This window comes from Alcanivorax borkumensis SK2 (genome assembly GCF_000009365.1).
GTDB lineage: Bacteria > Pseudomonadota > Gammaproteobacteria > Pseudomonadales > Alcanivoracaceae > Alcanivorax > Alcanivorax borkumensis.
The window spans coordinates 1,834,376-1,851,492 of sequence record NC_008260.1 but is presented as its reverse complement, the minus strand read 5'-3'; the positions used below and the strand labels follow the sequence as shown (position 1 = coordinate 1,851,492).

Annotated in this window: 15 protein-coding genes; 6 read left to right on the top strand and 9 right to left on the bottom strand. The window is 53.8% G+C overall.

The features are described 5' to 3' along the window. Positions 1-44 precede the first annotated feature (44 nt). Positions 45-683: an endonuclease III gene (nth, locus tag ABO_RS08380; protein WP_011588898.1), complete on the bottom strand. Its 639-nt coding sequence runs from the start codon at positions 681-683 to the stop codon at positions 45-47. A 115-nt stretch (positions 684-798) separates the two neighbouring features. Here nth and gltS point away from each other — a divergent pair, with 115 nt between their 5' ends. Continuing rightward, positions 799-1,983, top strand: coding sequence for a sodium/glutamate symporter (gene gltS / locus ABO_RS08375; RefSeq protein WP_011588897.1), 1,185 nt, complete (start codon positions 799-801; stop codon positions 1,981-1,983). 84 nt (positions 1,984-2,067) lie between these two features. Here gltS and ABO_RS08370 read toward each other — a convergent pair whose 3' ends face one another. The 7 genes from ABO_RS08370 to rsxA form a co-directional block, all read right to left on the bottom strand. Continuing rightward, on the bottom strand, positions 2,068-2,598 hold the full coding sequence (locus tag ABO_RS08370; protein ID WP_011588896.1) for a glycine zipper 2TM domain-containing protein: 531 nt from the start codon (positions 2,596-2,598) through the stop codon (positions 2,068-2,070). 290 nt (positions 2,599-2,888) lie between these two features. Continuing rightward, positions 2,889-3,602, bottom strand: a complete 714-nt coding sequence (locus ABO_RS08365; RefSeq protein WP_035461174.1) for an electron transport complex subunit E — start codon at positions 3,600-3,602, stop codon at positions 2,889-2,891. Next, complete coding sequence (gene rsxG, locus ABO_RS08360; protein ID WP_011588894.1) at positions 3,595-4,242, bottom strand: electron transport complex subunit RsxG; 648 nt, start codon at positions 4,240-4,242, stop codon at positions 3,595-3,597. The genes ABO_RS08365 and rsxG overlap by 8 nt, the downstream gene beginning before the upstream one ends. Further along, on the bottom strand, positions 4,242-5,270 hold the full coding sequence (gene rsxD, locus ABO_RS08355) for an electron transport complex subunit RsxD (RefSeq protein ID WP_011588893.1): 1,029 nt from the start codon (positions 5,268-5,270) through the stop codon (positions 4,242-4,244). The genes rsxG and rsxD overlap by 1 nt, the downstream gene beginning before the upstream one ends. Positions 5,271-5,388: 118 nt before the next feature. Next, the gene (gene rsxC / locus ABO_RS08350; RefSeq protein ID WP_011588892.1) at positions 5,389-8,364 is read right to left on the bottom strand and encodes an electron transport complex subunit RsxC; all 2,976 of its coding nucleotides are present in this window, start codon (positions 8,362-8,364) and stop codon (positions 5,389-5,391) included. Between the two features lie 82 nt (positions 8,365-8,446). Then, on the bottom strand, positions 8,447-9,031 hold the full coding sequence (rsxB, locus tag ABO_RS08345; RefSeq protein WP_011588891.1) for an electron transport complex subunit RsxB: 585 nt from the start codon (positions 9,029-9,031) through the stop codon (positions 8,447-8,449). Then, positions 9,028-9,612 carry an electron transport complex subunit RsxA gene (rsxA, locus tag ABO_RS08340; protein ID WP_011588890.1) on the bottom strand — a complete coding sequence of 195 codons (585 nt, stop codon included), beginning with the start codon at positions 9,610-9,612 and terminating at the stop codon, positions 9,028-9,030. Before rsxA ends, rsxB begins: the two co-directional genes overlap by 4 nt. Positions 9,613-9,894: 282 nt before the next feature. Between rsxA and ABO_RS08335 the strand changes: the two genes are divergently transcribed. From ABO_RS08335 to ABO_RS08320, 5 genes are all read left to right on the top strand, one after another. Next, positions 9,895-11,022, top strand: coding sequence for an aminotransferase class V-fold PLP-dependent enzyme (locus ABO_RS08335; RefSeq protein ID WP_011588889.1), 1,128 nt, complete (start codon positions 9,895-9,897; stop codon positions 11,020-11,022). Between the two features lie 82 nt (positions 11,023-11,104). Then, entirely contained in the window at positions 11,105-11,755 is a 651-nt protein-coding gene (locus ABO_RS08330; protein ID WP_011588888.1) for an esterase/lipase family protein, read from the top strand. A gap of 952 nt (positions 11,756-12,707) precedes the next feature. Next, positions 12,708-13,400: a hypothetical protein gene (locus ABO_RS08325; protein ID WP_041704966.1), complete on the top strand. Its 693-nt coding sequence runs from the start codon at positions 12,708-12,710 to the stop codon at positions 13,398-13,400. 102 nt (positions 13,401-13,502) lie between these two features. Then, entirely contained in the window at positions 13,503-14,192 is a 690-nt protein-coding gene (locus tag ABO_RS14380) for a hypothetical protein (protein ID WP_011588886.1), read from the top strand. Positions 14,193-14,298: 106 nt separating this feature from the next. Further along, complete coding sequence (locus ABO_RS08320) at positions 14,299-15,255, top strand: hypothetical protein (protein ID WP_198407797.1); 957 nt, start codon at positions 14,299-14,301, stop codon at positions 15,253-15,255. A 304-nt stretch (positions 15,256-15,559) separates the two neighbouring features. Here ABO_RS08320 and ABO_RS08315 read toward each other — a convergent pair whose 3' ends face one another. Beyond that, entirely contained in the window at positions 15,560-16,915 is a 1,356-nt protein-coding gene (locus tag ABO_RS08315) for an oxygenase MpaB family protein (RefSeq protein WP_011588884.1), read from the bottom strand. Between the last annotated feature and the right edge of the window lie 202 nt (positions 16,916-17,117).

Genomic DNA, 17,117 nt, shown 5'->3' with positions numbered 1-17,117 from the left:
TAAGAGGGCAGCCGGCGGCTAATGGCGGGGCTCACCATGCTCCGTTAGCTAGGCCGCTGGCGAGGCGGAAACTCGCATAGATCAGCGATCAAGCATTCTCCGCACTTGGGTTTACGGGCGGTGCACACATAGCGGCCATGCAGAATTAGCCAGTGATGGGCGTCACGTAGAAACTCCTCCGGCACCAGCCGCACTAGGCGTTTTTCTACCTCCAGCACATTTTTACCCGGAGCAATGCGGGTGCGGTTGGAGACGCGGAAGATGTGGGTGTCCACGGCCATGGTGGGGTAGCCGAAGGCAGTATTAAGCACCACGTTGGCGGTTTTGCGGCCAACACCGGGAAGGGCTTCTAGCTCTTCACGGGTGCGGGGTACCTGGCTCTCATGCTGTTCGATCAATATTTTACACAGTTGAATGATGTTTTCGGCCTTGGAATTAAACAGGCCGATGGTCTTGATGTACTCTTTGAGCCCATCTACACCTAGAGCGAAAATCGCCTCTGGCGTATTCGCCACCGGATATAGCCGCGCGGTGGCTTTGTTGACGCCCACATCCGTGGCCTGGGCTGAGAGCACCACGGCAACCAGTAGCTCGAAATCCGACTGGTATTCCAGTTCGGTGGTCGGGTGTGGATTCTGGGCACGCAGACGAGAAAAAATTTCAGTACGTTTTTCGCGATTCATATCATCTTCCTGTGTTCGCGAGGCAGTATAGCGAATCAAGTGGCTACTGTGAGGGGTAACCCCTGTGAACGGTGGTGTGTCAGGTCCGGATAGACGGATCAAAAAGGAGAGTTAGATGCAGTTTTCCGCCATGGAAACCCTGATGATCGCCTTGTTGGTTCTTGGGTCAGGTCAGTGGCTGGTGCACCGGGTGTCCATCCTTTCCCGGTTGAATATGCCGGAACCGGTGGTGGGCGGTTTGTTAGCAACCATCATTGTGACCGGGCTTCAGCTTGGTGGGCTTTCCCTAACGTTCGATGAAAGCATGAAGATACCCTCCATGCTTTTTTTCTTTGGGGCGGTGGGCCTAGCTGCAGATTTTCGTCTGCTGAAGCAAGGTGGCTGGGCCATGTTGTTGTTTGCGGTGTTAGTGATCGTATTGGTGGCACTGCAAGATCTGGCCGGGGTTGGCATGGCCAAGATCTTGGGCCTAGAGCCTTACTACGGGTTGATCGGTGGCTCGGTGACCATGACCGGGGGCCACGGTACCGGCGCAGCTTGGGCCGGGGTGTTCGAAAAAGACTTTGGGTTAACCGGAGTGTCGGAGCTGGCGGCAGCGTCAGCCACCTTTGGTCTGATATTCGGGGCCTTGCTGGGCGGTCCGCTGGCCATGTTTTTGATTCGCCGTTATCGGCTCGCGGCTCCTGCCCATGGGGCCGCTGAAGATGCCTCAGCCTACGACAAGGCAGAGAAACCACACCCTATTTCCGCAGGCAGTGTGATTCGGATTTTAATGTTACTTTCCATCGGCGTTGTTGTCGGTAAAGCGGCGGCAGAAACGTTTGCCTCTGTGTTCCGCTTGCCGACGTTTGTCTGGGTGTTGTTCGTGTGCATCCTGCTGGGCAATACTGCGCGCCGTCTATGGAAGGTCAATGATGCCACCATTGATGTGGTGGGCAATACGGCGTTGGGAATTTTTCTGGCAATCACGCTGATGAGTTTGCAGCTGTTGCAGTTAGTGGATCTGGCTTTGCCGATGTTGGCAATGCTGATCGGACAGGTGCTGTTGGCGTTGGCCTTCATTACCTTTGTCACCTTCCGCCTGATGGGGCGTAACTACGATTCGGCAGTGCTCTGTGCAGGCCACTGTGGTTTTGCCATGGGGGCAACACCAACCGCGGTGGCGAATATTCAATCTGTGACACAGCATCATGGCCCCTCACCGTTGGCGTTTATTATCGTACCGGTGGTGGGGGGCTTTATCGTGGATATTGCTAATGCCACTATCATTCAAACGTTTGTATCGATGTTGTCGGGATGATGGCCTGCAGACAGCGCACTGCTATGTGCAGAAAGCCCAAAAAAAGAAGCCCGCTAATGCGGGCTTCTTTTTGCGTAGTTGGCGTTATTGCGTGACCACGTCGCCATCTTCAATGCGGAGCCGTTCGCCGGGTTTCTTGTCCATGCGAATGGTCTGTTCGTTGTCATTGAAGGTATAGGTCACGTCATAGCCTTCGGTCCGGCTTTTGTTTTCCATTACCGTATTGCAACGCTGCTCTGTTGCAGTGTAAGTGTTTTTTTCCTGCATTCCTTTTTGGATCTGGTTGCCAGCCACACCGCCGGCAATGGCACCACCTGCGGTGGCGGCATCTTTACCGCTGCCGCCGCCAAACTGGTGGCCCACAACGCCGCCGATAACGGCACCAACCACACTACCGGTGACCCGGTGTTGGTCTTTGACCGGTTTTTTGCGCTCTACACTCACTTGCTGGCAAACCTCACGGGGTTCTTGCCAGCTTTTCACAATGGGTTCTACATTGAGCACTTTGGCATAGCCTGATTTTTGTGGGGTAACGGCCTGATAAGCCCCATAGCCCACACCCGCGATGGCCACGGCACCCACAATACTTAAGGTGGCAATTGCTGCGCTTTTCATGGCTGACTCCTTATTTGTTAGTTGTGTTCATTATGATTCAGTAGCAGTGAAAATGTTCGCTGTGTGGCTCACAACAAGTGCAAAAGAATGTGAATTGTGCTGTTCAACAGAGTAAAAATATTTACATGCACAGCAAATAAATGAGCATGATGGCCTCTTCCTCATTTTTTTATATGAAGAAGAGGTCATGGCAAATGGGCGCGGCACCATTGAGGTTTTGGTGGCCACTTTTGTTGGTTGAGCCGCTCCTACGAAGAGGGCGTAGGAGGGCAAGAAGGCGACAGGCTTGGCTAGCCGACTTTTCCGGTGGTGCGCACCCGACGGCTGGTTTTAGGTTCGTCGCTGGCTTTGCGTTTCTGGACTTCTTTGATGCGCTTGTCGATGACGTTTTTACCCGCGATGATCAGCCCCAACCCAAGGAAGGCGCCGGGCGGCAAGATGGCGAGCAGGAAACCGCCGTAGTTATCGATGACCGTGAGCTCCCAATGGGCAGCCATGGGGCCGAAGAGCAGCTGCATGTTGCTGAACAGTGTGCCTTGGCCTACCAGTTCGCGCATGCCACCGAGAATCAGCAAGATCACCAAAAAGCCCATGCCCATCATCACGCCGTCCACCATAGCGGGCAGAACCGCATTTTTACTGGCGAAGGCATCGGCGCGGCCCAGCACGGTGCAGTTGGTTACGATCAGCGGAATGAAAATGCCGAGGATTTCATACAGCTCAAAGGTGTAAGCCTGCATCAGCATTTCGATCACGGTTACCATGGCCGCGATGATCATTACGAAGGCAGGCAGGCGCACAGCATCGGTAACGTAATGACGAATCAGTGATACGCAGGCGTTGGATCCCATCAGCACCACCAGCGTTGCCAGGCCCAGGCCCATGGCGTTGACCACGGACCCGGTAACTGCCAGCAAAGGGCACAGGCCGAGAATCTGCACGGTGGCCGGGTTGTTATTCCACAAGCCGTCCATGCTGATCTTTTTGTAGTTCACATCACTCATCACAGGTCTCCACCGGGGTGGTGTCTGCAGGGGCGCTGAAGACGTGGTTCTGGTTAGCCGAGAAATACTGTAGCGCGCGGTGCACGGCGCCGACTACCGCACGGGGGGTAATGGTGGCGCCGGTAAAGCTGTCGAACTCGCCGCCGTCTTTCTTTACGGCCCAGCCTGCCGCCTCTGGGTTGCCCAGAGAATGGCCATTGAAGCCAAGAATCCAGTCAGACTTTTTGGTTTCGATACTGTCCCCCAAACCCGGGGTTTCATTGTGAGGCGGCACCACGCGCACGCCTTGCACTTGGCCTTGGGTATCCACGCCGACAATCAAGGCAATGGCGCCGCCGTAGCCATCCGGGGCGTTGGCTTCCAGAACGGCACCGCTGTTCTCGCCATTCAGCCGGGCACGGTATAGGTGCTGCTCGCTGCGGCCCAGCAGGGGATCGTTCACGGTGATACGGTCGGCAAGCAAGTCGTTGTCGTGCTGATGATGAGGCATCACCTGATTCAATGAGGTCATCAGCGCTTGCTGCTTGTTGCAGCGCACCTGATCTAACGTGGCTTCATTGGTAATGGCCAGGGTGGCGGCTGTGCCAATGGCAAACAGCCCGAGGATCACCGCGTTCTTGGTGATGGCATAGCGCATCATCAGTTGGTCCCTCGGTTGGATGACTTATGCCCGTAGGTCCGTGGCTGGGTGTAGTAATCAATGAAGGGGGCGGACAGGTTGAGCAGCAATACCGAAAATGCCACCGCGTCCGGGTAGCCGCCAAAGGTGCGAATCACCCAGATCAGCACGCCGATCAGCAAGGCATAAACCAGCCGGCCCATGCGGCTGGTGGCGGCACTGACCGGGTCGGTGGCGATAAAGAATGCCCCCAGCATGGCGCCACCAGAAAACAGCTGAAAGAGCGGGTCGGCAAAGCGGACCGGATCAATCAACCAGGCAAGCAGAGCCGGTAAGCCTAGGCCTGCGAGAAAGCCCGCAGGAATGTGCCAGGTGATGATTTTGCGGCTAATGAGATACAGGCCGCCGAGCAGGAATGCCAGGTTGACCCATTCCCAACCCAGCCCGGCAAACTGGCCATGCAGAATACTGTGGCTGGCCAGCTCTATCTCGCTGCTTGCCCCGGCACTGTGGACGGTGCGGAAGGTGTCTAGTGGGGTGGCACCGCTGAGCCCGTCTACCGGCAGTTGCCCGGTAAACAGCTGCCAGCTTTGTAGCAACGATAACGGTTCGCCGGGCGCCAGCCATTGAGTCATGGCCACCGGGAAGGAAATGAGCAGCAGCACATAGCCGACCATGGCCGGGTTGAAGGGGTTCATGCCCAGGCCGCCGTATAGCTGCTTGGCTACGATGATGGCAAAGCTGACACCCACCAGGGTGAGCCACCAGGGGGCGGTGGGCGGCAACGCTAAACCAAGCAGTACCGCAGTCACCACCGCACTGTAGTCTTTCAGGTAGAAGGCGATATTGCGGCCACGGGCTTTTAGGAATAACGCTTCACTGACCAGCGCAACAATCACCGCCCAAAGCACGTTGATCACCGACCCCCAGCCAAACTGCCAAGTCAGCACGGCAAGGCCGGGCAGGGTGGCGTAGATCACCTGGCGCATAAACGCGCCGGTGTTGTTTTTCACCGTGGCATGGGGTGACGTTGAGGTAATCAGGCTCATTGATATATCCCATGTGTGGCCGAACGCGCCGATATTGAGGGCGCGAGAATCGCGCTGCCAGCGACGCTTCTGCAGAAGGTCAGCGCCTGGGAGCCTGCATCCGGCGTCAGGGTTATATTCATTCTGCCAATCCTTGTTCTTCTAGCGCTTGCTTGAGCGCCTTGCGGGCAATCTGGGTTTCGCTTTCCAGCGCCTGAAGTTCCGAGCTTAGCGCTTCAAGGGTGTCTTCCGACGCACTGCTGCGTTGCTGTTCCAGTTCCTGCTGTTTGTCTGCCAGAGCACTTTCTGCGCGGGCGGCTTCCAGTTTCAGGGTTTTCAGGTCTTTGCCGGTATGGGCACGAATGTCGGCCTTGGCTTCTTCGATCAGAGCATCCAGTGCATCACGGGCGTTGTCCGCCTTGGCTTTGAGTTTGTCGATTTTGCCCTGCATAGCGCTGAGTTCGTCGGCGCTGGCGGTTTCGTTGCGCTCGGCCCGTTCGAAGGCAGCGTGGGCTTCCTTGTATTGCTTGTGCGCCATGTTATAGGCGGTTTTTAAGCCCTTAAGGCGTTTCTGCCGTTTGGCCGCCTGTTCCGGGTCGACTTCAGTCAACGACTGCGGCGCCTGTTCTTCCGGAACCGCAGGGCGGTCGGTGGCCGCCGGCGGGGCTGCTGCGGGCGTTGGCGTAGGTGCGGGTACAGTGGGCGCGGCGGCTTTGGCATCGCGTAGGTCGGCTTTTAGCTGATCCGCGATAGCTTTTAGGCGGTCTGCCTCGGCGCGAAGCTCGGCCACGTTATCGGCGCCCTCTTCATCGGCCTGCTTGGCTGTTTTTACCGCCGCCTTGTAGGCCATGGAGGCTTCGCCAACCTGTTGCTTTAGCGCTGTTACCGGGTCGGTTTTAGCTGTGGCGTACGCTGTTACAGGCGCAGCGGTGGCTGGCGCGCTGGCCTTGGCGTCACGGAGCTCGGCTTTCAGTTGGTCGGCAATGGCTTTCAACCGGTCTGCTTCGGCGCGGAGTTCGGCAGCGTTATCGTTGCCGTTCTCATCGGCCTGTTTGGCCGCTTTCACTGCGGCCTTGTAAGCGGAGGAGGCTTCACCGACCTGTTTCTTCAACTCGGCAACCGGGTCTACCTGTGTGGCCGGTGCGCCGGCTGCCGGTGCATTGGCTTTGGCATCGCGCAGCTCAGCCTTGAGTGCGTCGGCGGCGGCTTTCAGTGTGTCTGCCTGGGCTTTCAATTCCGCCACATTGTCTGCGCCTTCGGCTTCCGCTGCTTTGGCGGCTTTCACTGCCGCCTTGTACGCGCTGGAGGCCTCGCCGACCTGCTTCTTGAGTTTGGCCACCGTATCTTCTGCCGGGGCTGCCGCAACGGGGGCGCCGTCTTTGGCATCACGCACTGCCGCTTTGGCCTGGTCGGCCACGGCTTTTAGGCTCTCCGCCTGGGCTTTCAGTTCGGCCACGTTGTCTGCGCCATCGGCCTCTGCGGCCTTGGCCGCTTTCACTGCGGCTTTGTAGGCTTTTGAGGCATCCAGTGACGCCTGTTTCAGGGCGGCCACATCCACGGAACTGGCGGCGGCCGGGCCGGTTTCCTTCTTCTTGCGATTGGCTTCCAGGCGCGCTTGGCGACGGGCTTCTTTTTCTGCCTGTTCGTGCTCGATGCGAGCCTGCCGGGCTTCGAAGCGCTGGCGAGCCTTGTCGGCTTTTAGCTGGTCTGCGGCCTGTTGGCGAACTTCGGCCTTGGCGTAGCGGTAGTACTGCACCAAGGGAATATGGCTGGGGCATACATAGGCACAGGCACCGCATTCGATGCAGTCCATCAGGTTGTGATGCTGTGCTTTTTCCAGGTCGTCATTCTTGGCGTGCCAGTACAGTTGCTGGGGCAGCAGGTTGGCTGGGCACACTTCCGCGCAGGAACCACAGCGAATGCAGGGTTGTTCCGGTGGCGGTTCCGGCAGCTCTTCCGGGCTGGCAGCAATAATGCAGTTGGTGGTTTTGACCACCGGCACAGCCGGGTTGTGCAGGGTGAAGCCCATCATTGGCCCACCCATGACCAAACGGCCAATCTCCAGGCCAGCCAAGTTGCCATAGGCCAGTAAATCGCGCACCGGGGTGCCCAGCAGCACCTCGTAGTTACCGGGCTGGCTGACGCCATCGCCGGTGAGGGTGGTGACCCGCGATATCAGTGGCTCGCCATCACACACGGCCCGTTTAATGGCATAGGCCGTGCCCACGTTTTGGCATACCACGCCCACCTGGGCAGGCAATTGGCCACTGGCCACTTCCTTGCCGGTGAGCAACTGGATTAGCTGCTTCTCACCGCCGGAGGGGTATTTGGTGGGCACCACGCGCACTTCAATATCGCAGCCTTTGCAGGCCCGCTTGATCGCGGAAATGGCCTCGGGCTTGTTGTCCTCGATACCGATTAAGGTACGGCGAGGATTGAGAAGGTATTGAAGAATATGAATGCCAGTAACGATTTGCTCGGCACGTTCGCGCATCAGGCGGTCGTCGGCGGTGATGTAGGGTTCGCACTCCACCGCATTGATGATCAGCTGCTCTACGCGCTGGTGGTCGCCCAAGTTAACTTTGATGCTGGTAGGGAAGCCGGCGCCGCCCATGCCGGCAATGCCCGCGTGGCGAATTATATCGACCAGTTCCGCCGGGCTTTTTTCGGTGAAATCGGTAACGCCTTGGTGCTCAATCCACTGGTCTTCGCCATCGGTATCGATGACGATACATACGGCATCCATTCCTGATGGGTGTTGTATGGGGCGTGGGCCGATAGCGCTGACCGTGCCAGAGGTGGGCGCATGAATGGCCGCGCTCACCGCACCGACGGGTTCGGCAATCATTTGCCCTTTAAGGACCTTGTCACCAGGTGCCACCAATGGCTTGGCAGGCGCGCCGATGTGCATGTTCAACGGCAACACCAGCTGCTGTGGCAGCGGGCCGGCCATAATGGGCGTGCCGTTGGACAGGTGTTTCATTTCCGGCGGATGAATGCCGCCATGGAAGTCATGAATCTTTCCAGCAGGAGTCGCCGAGCCCCGCACGCCTGATGCCAGGCGGGCAAAAATCGAGCGGGGCTTCTGGGCTTTATCGGTTTGGGCCTGACTCATAGCAAAAACCTCCCGCCATGGGCGAGCGGAGCAGGTTGGCAAAGCACCCGCATCATGCGCGTGGTGTTAGGTATCGGGTGTGTCATAAATTCACCACCTCGATACGGCTGTCCGGGCGTTCACCAATGCCGGCCGGGCGCTGCCAGCCCCAGGTTTGCAGGGTGGGCTTCACTTCCAGCATATCAATGCAATCCACCGGGCAGGGCTCCACGCAGAGGTCGCAGCCGGTGCACTCATCCACAATGACGGTGTGCATCAGCTTGGCGGCGCCGACAATGGCATCTACCGGGCAGGCCTGGATGCACTTGGTGCAGCCAATACACTCGTCTTCACGGATGTAGGCCACCTTGGCCACGTTAGCGTCTTCCGCGCCTTCATCATCCAGCGTCAGTTCTTCGCGGCCCAATAGTTCCGATAACGCAACAACCGTGTCTTGCCCCCCTGGCGGGCAGCGGTTGTGCTCTTCGCCTTCAGCAATGGCTTCTGCGTAGGGGCGACAGCCCGGATGGCCGCACTGGCCGCATTGAGTTTGGGGCAGCAACGAGTCGATTTGGTCGACGATCGGGTCGCCTTCCACTTTGAACTTTTCCGAGGCAAAACCCAGCACCGCACCGAACACGGCGGCCAAGGCTAGCAGGGCGGCGACAGCAATCAGTACACCACTCATAGCTTGATCAACCCGGAAAAGCCCATGAACGCCAGCGACATCAAGCCAGCGGTAATCAGGCCGATGCTGGGGCCGCGAAAAGCTTCGGGCACATCGGCCACGGCAATGCGCTCACGCATGGCGGCAAACAGAATCAGTACCAGGGAAAAACCAATGGCGGCACCGAAACCATAGGTCAGCGACGACATAAAGGTGGCGTCTTCCTGGCGAACATTCAGCAGAGCCACGCCCAGCACGGCACAGTTAGAGGTAATGAGGGGCAGAAAGACGCCCAGCACCCGGTACAGCAAGGGGCTGGCTTTCTTAACAAACATTTCGGTGAACTGCACGGCCACGGCGATCACCAAAATAAAGCTGATGGTGCGCAGGTATTCCAGTTCAAAGGGCACCAGAATGTAGGCCCAGGTCAGGTAGGCAAGCACCGAAGACAGGGTCAGCACGAAAGTGGTGGCCAAAGACATACCCATGGCGGTCTCCACTTTATTGGAGACCCCCATGAATGGGCACAGCCCAAGGAACTGCACCAGCACGAAATTGTTCACCAGCACAGCGCTGATCAGAATCAGGACGTACTCAGTCATGTGATCGCAGGCTCGCTTGCCGAAAATAGGAGTAAACGCCCTGTTTACAGGGCGTTAAGGGTGCATAGTATGCGGCAGCGCCTGTATTGGCTCAAGAATGATAGCGAATAAGCTTAATAGGCAGAGGGATACAGACCATTGGTGGTCTTTTAAGCAGTTGAACTGCTTTTGCCACTATTTTGCCGCCCAGAGGGGGCAAACGGTTGCGGTGGGCCGGGCAATCCAGTATCCAAGACAGACGAAAGACCCCGTACCCCTAACCTTGTTGATTGGGAGAAACCTGTGCCTGCTTTACCCCGCGATTTTGACCGTGATGGTCTGCTCGAATATTCCGTGGTTTTCACCGACCGTTCCCTGAACCATATGTCACAGCGCTTTCAGCAGGTGATGCGGGATATCTCATCGACCTTGAAGCAGGTCTATAACGCGCATTCGGTGACCGTGGTGCCCGGCGGCGGCAGCTATGGCATGGAAGCGGTGGCCCGGCAGTTTGCCACCGATCAATCTTGCCTGGTGATCCGCAATGGCTTCTTCAGCTTCCGCTGGAGCCAGATCTTCGAGATGGGCAAGATTCCCGCCAAAGAAACCGTGCTCAAGGCGTCACCGGTTAATGACCAGCCGCAAGCCGCGTTTGCACCGGCTCCTATTGAAGACGTGGTCGCGGCGATTAAGGCTGAAAAACCGGCCATGGTGTTTGCGCCTCATGTGGAAACGGCGTCCGGCATTATTCTGCCCGATGACTACATCAAACAGGTGGCCGATGCAGTGCACAGCGTGGGTGGCCTGTTCGTGCTCGACTGCATTGCCTCCGGCACCATCTGGGTGGATATGCAGGCGTGCGGCGTGGATGTGCTAATCAGCGCGCCACAAAAAGGCTGGAGCAGCTCGCCGTGCAGCGCACTGGTGATGCTCAGCGAAGCGGCCGACAAGCGCCTGCAGGAGACCACCAGCACCAGCTTTGCCTGCGACCTGCGTAAATGGCGCGACATCATGATTGCCTATGAAAACGGCGGCCATGCCTACCACGCCACCATGCCCACCGATGCGCTGACCGCTTTCCGCGACACCATGCTGGAAACCGTGGAACGTGGCCTGGACACCGTTAAAGCCCAACAGTGGCAGCTGGGCAAGGCAGTCCGTGCGTTGATGGCTGAGCATGGTTTTGCCAGCGTGGCGGCACCGGGCTTTGAAGCTCCCGGCGTGGTGGTGTCCTACACCGGCGACGATGGCATTAAAAGTGGCGCGGCGTTTGTGGCGCAAGGTCTGCAGACCGCAGGTGGTGTGCCTCTCATGTGTGACGAACCGGCGGACTTCAAAACCTTCCGTGTTGGCCTGTTTGGCTTGGACAAACTCGGCGACGTGGATGCGGCGGTGGCCCGCCTCAAAACCGCACTGGATCAAATTGGCTAGCCTTTTCACGGGCAGGGTAGGGGCGCTGGCAATATTGCTGGCGTCCGTGTTCGTTAATCCTTCAGCATAGGCGGAGGAAAGCATGGACGAGCCGCAATGCGTTGTGTTGTTGCATGGGTTGGCCAGAACCGCCCATTCAATGAAGAAAATGGAAACGGCCCTGGAGAAAAGCGGTTATGCCGTGGTTAATCAGGGCTATCCTTCTACCAAAAAGAACATTCAAACCCTTGCCGCTGAAACCCTTCGCGCCGCACTGAATAAATGCCCACCCAACGGGGCGGTTCATTTTGTCACCCACTCCATGGGCGGCATTTTGCTGCGCCAGTATCTCAGCCAACATAGGATTCCATGCCTGGGCAGAACCGTCATGCTCGGCCCACCCAATCAGGGCAGTGAAGTCGTCGACCGCCTCGGTAGCTGGGCGCCACTCCGGTGGTTCAACGGCCCCGCCGGCAGCCAAATGGGCACCAGCCCGGATAGCATCCCCAACCAGCTTGGCCCAGTGGATTTTCCGGTGGGAGTCATTGCCGGCAACCAAACCATCAATTTTCTGCTCTCCACCCAACTTCCCGGCCCCAATGACGGCAAAGTCACCGTGGAAAGAACCAAAGTCGAAGGCATGCAGGATCATTTGGTATTGCCGGTGACGCATCCGTTCATGATGCGAAACGGCGCGGTGATTGAGCAGGTAAAGGTGTTTTTGGAAACGGGGCAGTTTTCCCCTGAGGGGTAGAAAAGCCCGAGTATCACTGGCGTTGACCTGCTTTCAACGCAACCTTGCTTTGAGCTCTGTGTAGCAACTTGGCTATGGCACCACAAAGGGCTGTTATGCCAGGCCGTTTCGTCGGTCATCATCAACAACAGGGTGCTAATAGGGAAACGGTTGAGCTAAAGGGGAACCGCTTATAGGGTTCTGATTACGCTACATTAATGGATGCTTAACTTGAAAAAGCCACTTTTGTATTTCATTGGGCTTATTGGCTCAGGGATTACGTGCCTGTTATCAGGCATTTATTACGCTGTCACATGTCAGCAGGGATGCGATTATTTGGCTTCTCCGGCTATCTATCCATATTTTGCGTTCTGGGTTTTTCTTGTCTTTTCATCCTATCTTCTGGTCAAGCTCACCACGCTGGTTTTATCCAGAAAATAAGACGCGAAAAAAGCGCAGAAGATTCGGAAATACAAAAGCACGCGAGGGGCATGTCTTGCCCCGTGCCCCAAGGGGAAAAAGGCAATATCTGACGCCGAAATTGTTCACTGCTTGTAATAGCAGGTGGCTATATTTATCTGAAGTCTCAGCCGCCATGTCACTGGCTGGAAAGTACAGTGACTCGATCCTTGTTTCCTTTTCCTTCACGAGCAATCAGCTCCCCCAGGCCGAATCAATGGGAACCCGTGCTCAACAGAATGGGGCGAAATGCGTGTAGGTGATATCTCAAGATTCGCTAAGTCATTGATCTTTAGTTCGGATTGCGACTTAAATGTGCATGGAGTCCCCGGAAATAGGCCGCTCGTTCGAGTTTTTTCAGATGGGAAAGATTCTCACTTCTTGGGTAAGGTGCTAAATGTTATGGGTTTATCAGAATTATATACGGTAGCCCGTTAAGAAATATGTCGAAAAAAGATATGTCGAATCGTTCGAGTGAATACGCTGTTAGCTTTTGAAAATAAGAGGTTTCCCAATGAATGGAAAATGGCTGTTAGAACCAAATCTAGTTACTCTCGTAAATACTCCAAGCGACCAGGGAGCGCGAAGATACACTTTGCGCCACTTAGGTATAGAAAACATGCCGGTAGCTTGGTGGAATATCTACATAGACGGTAAAAGACTAAATGGCTGGAACGGCCAACCTATGCAATTTGAAAGAGCCACCACATTTGTGGTTGAAGCAAATTCAATTGAAATTCATGGTATTAACCACTCTATATCGGGTGCGTGGGGGGTTTACTTTTTCGAAAATGAAGACGGTTATAAGTCACAAACAGAACAGTGGCGAATGTTAGCAAATACAAAATTGGCAAATCTAGAAAAATCAACTCCAATAATAGAACTTGAGAATCCTGAGTTAGTGAGAATATATGTAGACAAGATTACACCGCAGAATATAAAACAAGTTGATTATAAGACGAACGATCTTCGCACCCCTCCCGAGAATATAGAAACCAAGACCGCAGCACTATGCTACTTAAAGATTATCGTAGATGGCGAAGTGATCAAAAGAGCTAGCACAAATGCTGACGCCATTTTTTTTGAAGCTAATAGTATTGACTTATATGGCAGGAAAATAGAAGTCAGCATTGTAGGATTCGGTGACACTGGCGAATTTGATATTTCTGGAACTTATACCATTTTTGGTACACAAGAAACTACGTGAGCTAACAATGGCGTAAACTCGGACGCCATAAAGCGCCACTCCTTCGTCGCTCTGCTTTATGGGTCCGGTTACGCCTGTCGTTAGGCATTATAAGGATTACGCATGTCAAATTGGTTTCAAGAACATCCGATTTTTACAATTATTGGGCATACCGCTTTAGTAGCCACAACAACTATTGTTTTTACCACTTTTGTTCTTGATGAAAATAAAATTAACTTTTACAAAGCACAATCTGAAAGTGCTACAGCACAAATTAATAATGAAAAAGCTGTTGCTGAACAATATAAGGCTAAAATATCAGTATTAGAGTCTGATATTACAGCCCTAAGAAGCGATAACGAACGATACCTTAAGTGGTTAGGCCAAGACCCCAAAAGCTTTCCGTCTCTTGAGCAAGAAATAAAAAATCTTAATGCTAAATTAAAAGATGCTGCTTTAGCAAGCATTGCTAAATCAAGTAATGATAGTAAATCAAATACATCACCTATAACTTCCCCAGCCGAAGCTTCTCCATTACCTTATCAATTTAGTAGTGAGTTTCTCAGAGGGAGTTCATTTGTTGACCCTAAAACTCGTGCAACAATAGGCGTATCAGATATATCACCTAAATTCACAGCAACAGGTGTCCTCAGTATTCCAGGCAAAGGTAACTTAGATTTAAGTGGTGTAAAACCAGGTTCTTCTTGGTCATTTTCTGAAAATGGCATTAATTATAAATTAACGCTAGAAGGCGTTAATTGGATAAATAACACATTGAAGGCATCTGTAGTTGAAATGCCTGCTAGTAAATAATGCCTAACATGTTTCTTAAACGGAAAATTAACAGTTGGCCACTGCTTCGCGATTATAGCCAACCATTAACTTCCGCTTAGCAAGGCGTTAGGCCTATTGGTGAACTATGCAAGAAATGACTCACAGATTAACTACGGAATTACGCAGGCTTTCATTTGAAAATCATGATAGCTGCGTAGCCTGTGGATATTTGTTTAAAAAAGGAGATACTTCGCATTTAGGGTATGGTCAAAATGATGAGCCGTTATATGTCTGTGATGGTTGCTCTGACAGCCTCAAAGAAACTGCAAGCAGACATTACTTCACTCCAAGACCATATGAAATACCAGATAAAGAAACAAAACTTTGGAGGTACATGGATTTCACAAAATATGTAAGCTTGTTATCTTCCAAGGCAATTTACTTCACGCGTACAGATTGTTTCGAAGACATGTTCGAAGGCGCCAAAGGAATAAGAAAGAACAAAGAACGATGGGACTATCATTATTTAGAATTCTTCAGAAGTGCAATTATGAATCCCCCTGAAGGGCATGTGTGTGAGCTTTCCGAAGAGGAAATTGAAAAAGATGCTCAGCGCTTACTAAAAGAAATGGAGACGGGCGGAGAAGCACACAAGAAAATAACATTTGTAAATTGCTGGCATGAAAGCGAATATGAATCTGAGGCCATGTGGCGTCTATACACCAGCTTCCTTGCTAACGCAGTTGCAATACGAACATCTTACAAGGGATTGTATGAATCACTTGGTCGTGACCCTTCTATAAATATTGGACGAGTTCAATATATAGATCTTAATAAAAACTATGCCGGGCCAAATGATGCTTTTTGGCGAAAAAGAAAATCTTTTGAGCATGAAAGAGAAGTTAGAGCGCTTTTAACAGAGATGAAGTGCAAGGAAGAGGGAAGGCTTATTCCCTGTGATCTAGATCTCCTTATTGAAGACGTTTTTGTTTCACCCCATGCGCCTGAATGGTTTATTCATTTGGTAAATAATATTAACGAAAAGTACTCAATGAAAATCAAGGTCAACAGATCTGAGCTTATTGAGGAACCTTTCTTTTGAGCAAGTCAGGCCTAACAAGCGCGTCAATTAGGACGCTGTAGTTCCCCCGCTTTAGTGGCCACCTTCTCTTAATCAGAGGAGGTGGCATATGCCCCGATACAAGAACCCCTGAAAAAGCTGACCCCGGAATTGGAGATGTTAAGCATATCCCCTTCCCGGAATTTTCGGCTGTCGATAAAGGTGATCAGGTTACGCCTTTCTGGCTCTCTGAGCCCTTGGGTGAATTACGGCCTGTTGAGAATGTGTAGGCCGAGTTAGGCGTAGCCGTAACCCGGCACCTGCGCACCTTTCAGGCCGCGCTTTCTTATGTGATTTCCTGTGTTGTTGGGGCGTACTGATTGGCGTCGGTGGTGTATTCCGCGTGGCCGTATTCCACCAGTAATTCCTTGATTCTCTTTACCAGTATTTTATCCGCTATCTTGTTGGCTACCGGTATGTCTTGCAGGGTTCGGTAGGCGATGAGGCGGGGGAGTACCAACAGGTTGCCCACAGTAAACAGGGCATAGTCGATCAGGTGGGGTTCCACGCCCATTTCTTGTGCTTTTGATTTGTCTTTACGGCCCAGAAAGGCCTGGGTGAAGAAGACTTTAGAAAAGCTGCGCTCAACCAGGTTGTGCGCTTTGCTGAGAAGTTTTTTGTTTTTTCCTCGGTAAACGGACATGGTGGCGCGGGTGAGTTCGCCGCAGGTTTCGTCATCGTAGCCTTCGCGCAGGGTGCCGGAGTAGGTGAGCATGGTGTTGATGATCTCTGGTGCTTCGGCGGGCAGCAGTTCTTCGGGCAAGCCAAGTAAAAAGCACTGGTAGCGTGACAGTTCGACAATGGCTCGCTCGTTGGCGGTGAACTGTTTACGGCCTTTACGCAGTGCCCTGAAGGCCGTGAGGTAGGCGGGCATGGTGCCGGCGGGCATTTGGTCTACTTGGGGAATAGGAATGCCATATACCGCCGGGTCCCAAGGGCCGCCCTTGTCGATGGTGGCGCGTTTGATGATGTTGAAGCGCACCATGGAATGCATCAGACGGACCATGGCCGCGGCTTTGAAGCCGGGGCCGAACCGTTCAAGTGAGCCGGGGAGGGTGGCGGTGGTGAAGAAACTGGCGGTTTCGTTGATGCGCTGGTTTACCGACTCGTTGGCCAAGGTGCCGGTGATGGCCATGGGCAGGCCGGAGTATTTGTTCATGAAGGTGGCCACAAAGGCACCGCGAATCACGTAGGGCGCCAAGTTGGCCATTTGATTGCGGCTCAGGCGCGCCCCTTCACGGACAAGGTCCATGTCTACCCAGTGCGGGGTGGATTCCATGGCAGAGATAAAATCGATCAATTCCTGGGGTGCATTGTCCACGGCTTCCAGCCCTTCATCGCAGGCTTTTTTGAGCATGGTGATCAGGTGGCGAAACCCGTATTGCGGCATCAACGCGGCATAAGCATCAGACACGGTGTCGCCAAGCAGGGTGTAGGCCCGTGCCCGTTCGACTTTTTCTTTGTCCGCAAGAATGCCGGCGCGGTATTTGCGAGAAAAAGATTCCGGCAAGGCGCTGCGGGTTTTGATGTCATCGGTAAAGCGCTCCGGTGTGACATCGAAATCAATATCACCATAGAGAGAGGGAATCCGACTTTTTTGGGCGTGAACTTTTTCCCAAAGTGCCTCCAGTGACCGCGCCATTTCGCACCTCTAAAAAGACATTTAATTATCTGTATACATTGGGGTTATAGCGTACTGCTGGCAATGGCAAGAAAGAACGAGGATAGGACATGCGGATTTTTTGGCCTGAAGGGGACAGGCGCAGAGGTGATGCACGGTGATTAGAGTAAATAACGGGTAAGGGTGTGTTTTCCTGAAGAAACGTTTGTTTGGTTGGTGTTTT

Excerpts from the sequence above, each read along its gene's own strand:
- rsxC (WP_011588892.1), bottom strand. The coding sequence starts at position 8,364 with ATGAGTCAGGCCCAAACCGATAAAGCCCAGAAGCCCCGCTCGATTTTT.
- rsxG (WP_011588894.1), bottom strand. The coding sequence starts at position 4,242 with ATGATGCGCTATGCCATCACCAAGAACGCGGTGATCCTCGGGCTGTTT.
- ABO_RS08320 (WP_198407797.1), top strand. The coding sequence starts at position 14,299 with ATGCAAGAAATGACTCACAGATTAACTACGGAATTACGCAGGCTTTCA.
- rsxD (WP_011588893.1), bottom strand. The coding sequence starts at position 5,270 with ATGAGCCTGATTACCTCAACGTCACCCCATGCCACGGTGAAAAACAAC.
- ABO_RS08370 (WP_011588896.1), bottom strand. The coding sequence starts at position 2,598 with ATGAAAAGCGCAGCAATTGCCACCTTAAGTATTGTGGGTGCCGTGGCC.
- ABO_RS14380 (WP_011588886.1), top strand. The coding sequence starts at position 13,503 with ATGTCAAATTGGTTTCAAGAACATCCGATTTTTACAATTATTGGGCAT.
- ABO_RS08315 (WP_011588884.1), bottom strand. The coding sequence starts at position 16,915 with ATGGCGCGGTCACTGGAGGCACTTTGGGAAAAAGTTCACGCCCAAAAA.
- rsxA (WP_011588890.1), bottom strand. The coding sequence starts at position 9,612 with ATGACTGAGTACGTCCTGATTCTGATCAGCGCTGTGCTGGTGAACAAT.
- ABO_RS08365 (WP_035461174.1), bottom strand. The coding sequence starts at position 3,602 with ATGAGTGATGTGAACTACAAAAAGATCAGCATGGACGGCTTGTGGAAT.
- ABO_RS08325 (WP_041704966.1), top strand. The coding sequence starts at position 12,708 with ATGAATGGAAAATGGCTGTTAGAACCAAATCTAGTTACTCTCGTAAAT.
- ABO_RS08330 (WP_011588888.1), top strand. The coding sequence starts at position 11,105 with ATGGACGAGCCGCAATGCGTTGTGTTGTTGCATGGGTTGGCCAGAACC.
- gltS (WP_011588897.1), top strand. The coding sequence starts at position 799 with ATGCAGTTTTCCGCCATGGAAACCCTGATGATCGCCTTGTTGGTTCTT.
- nth (WP_011588898.1), bottom strand. The coding sequence starts at position 683 with ATGAATCGCGAAAAACGTACTGAAATTTTTTCTCGTCTGCGTGCCCAG.
- rsxB (WP_011588891.1), bottom strand. The coding sequence starts at position 9,031 with ATGAGTGGTGTACTGATTGCTGTCGCCGCCCTGCTAGCCTTGGCCGCC.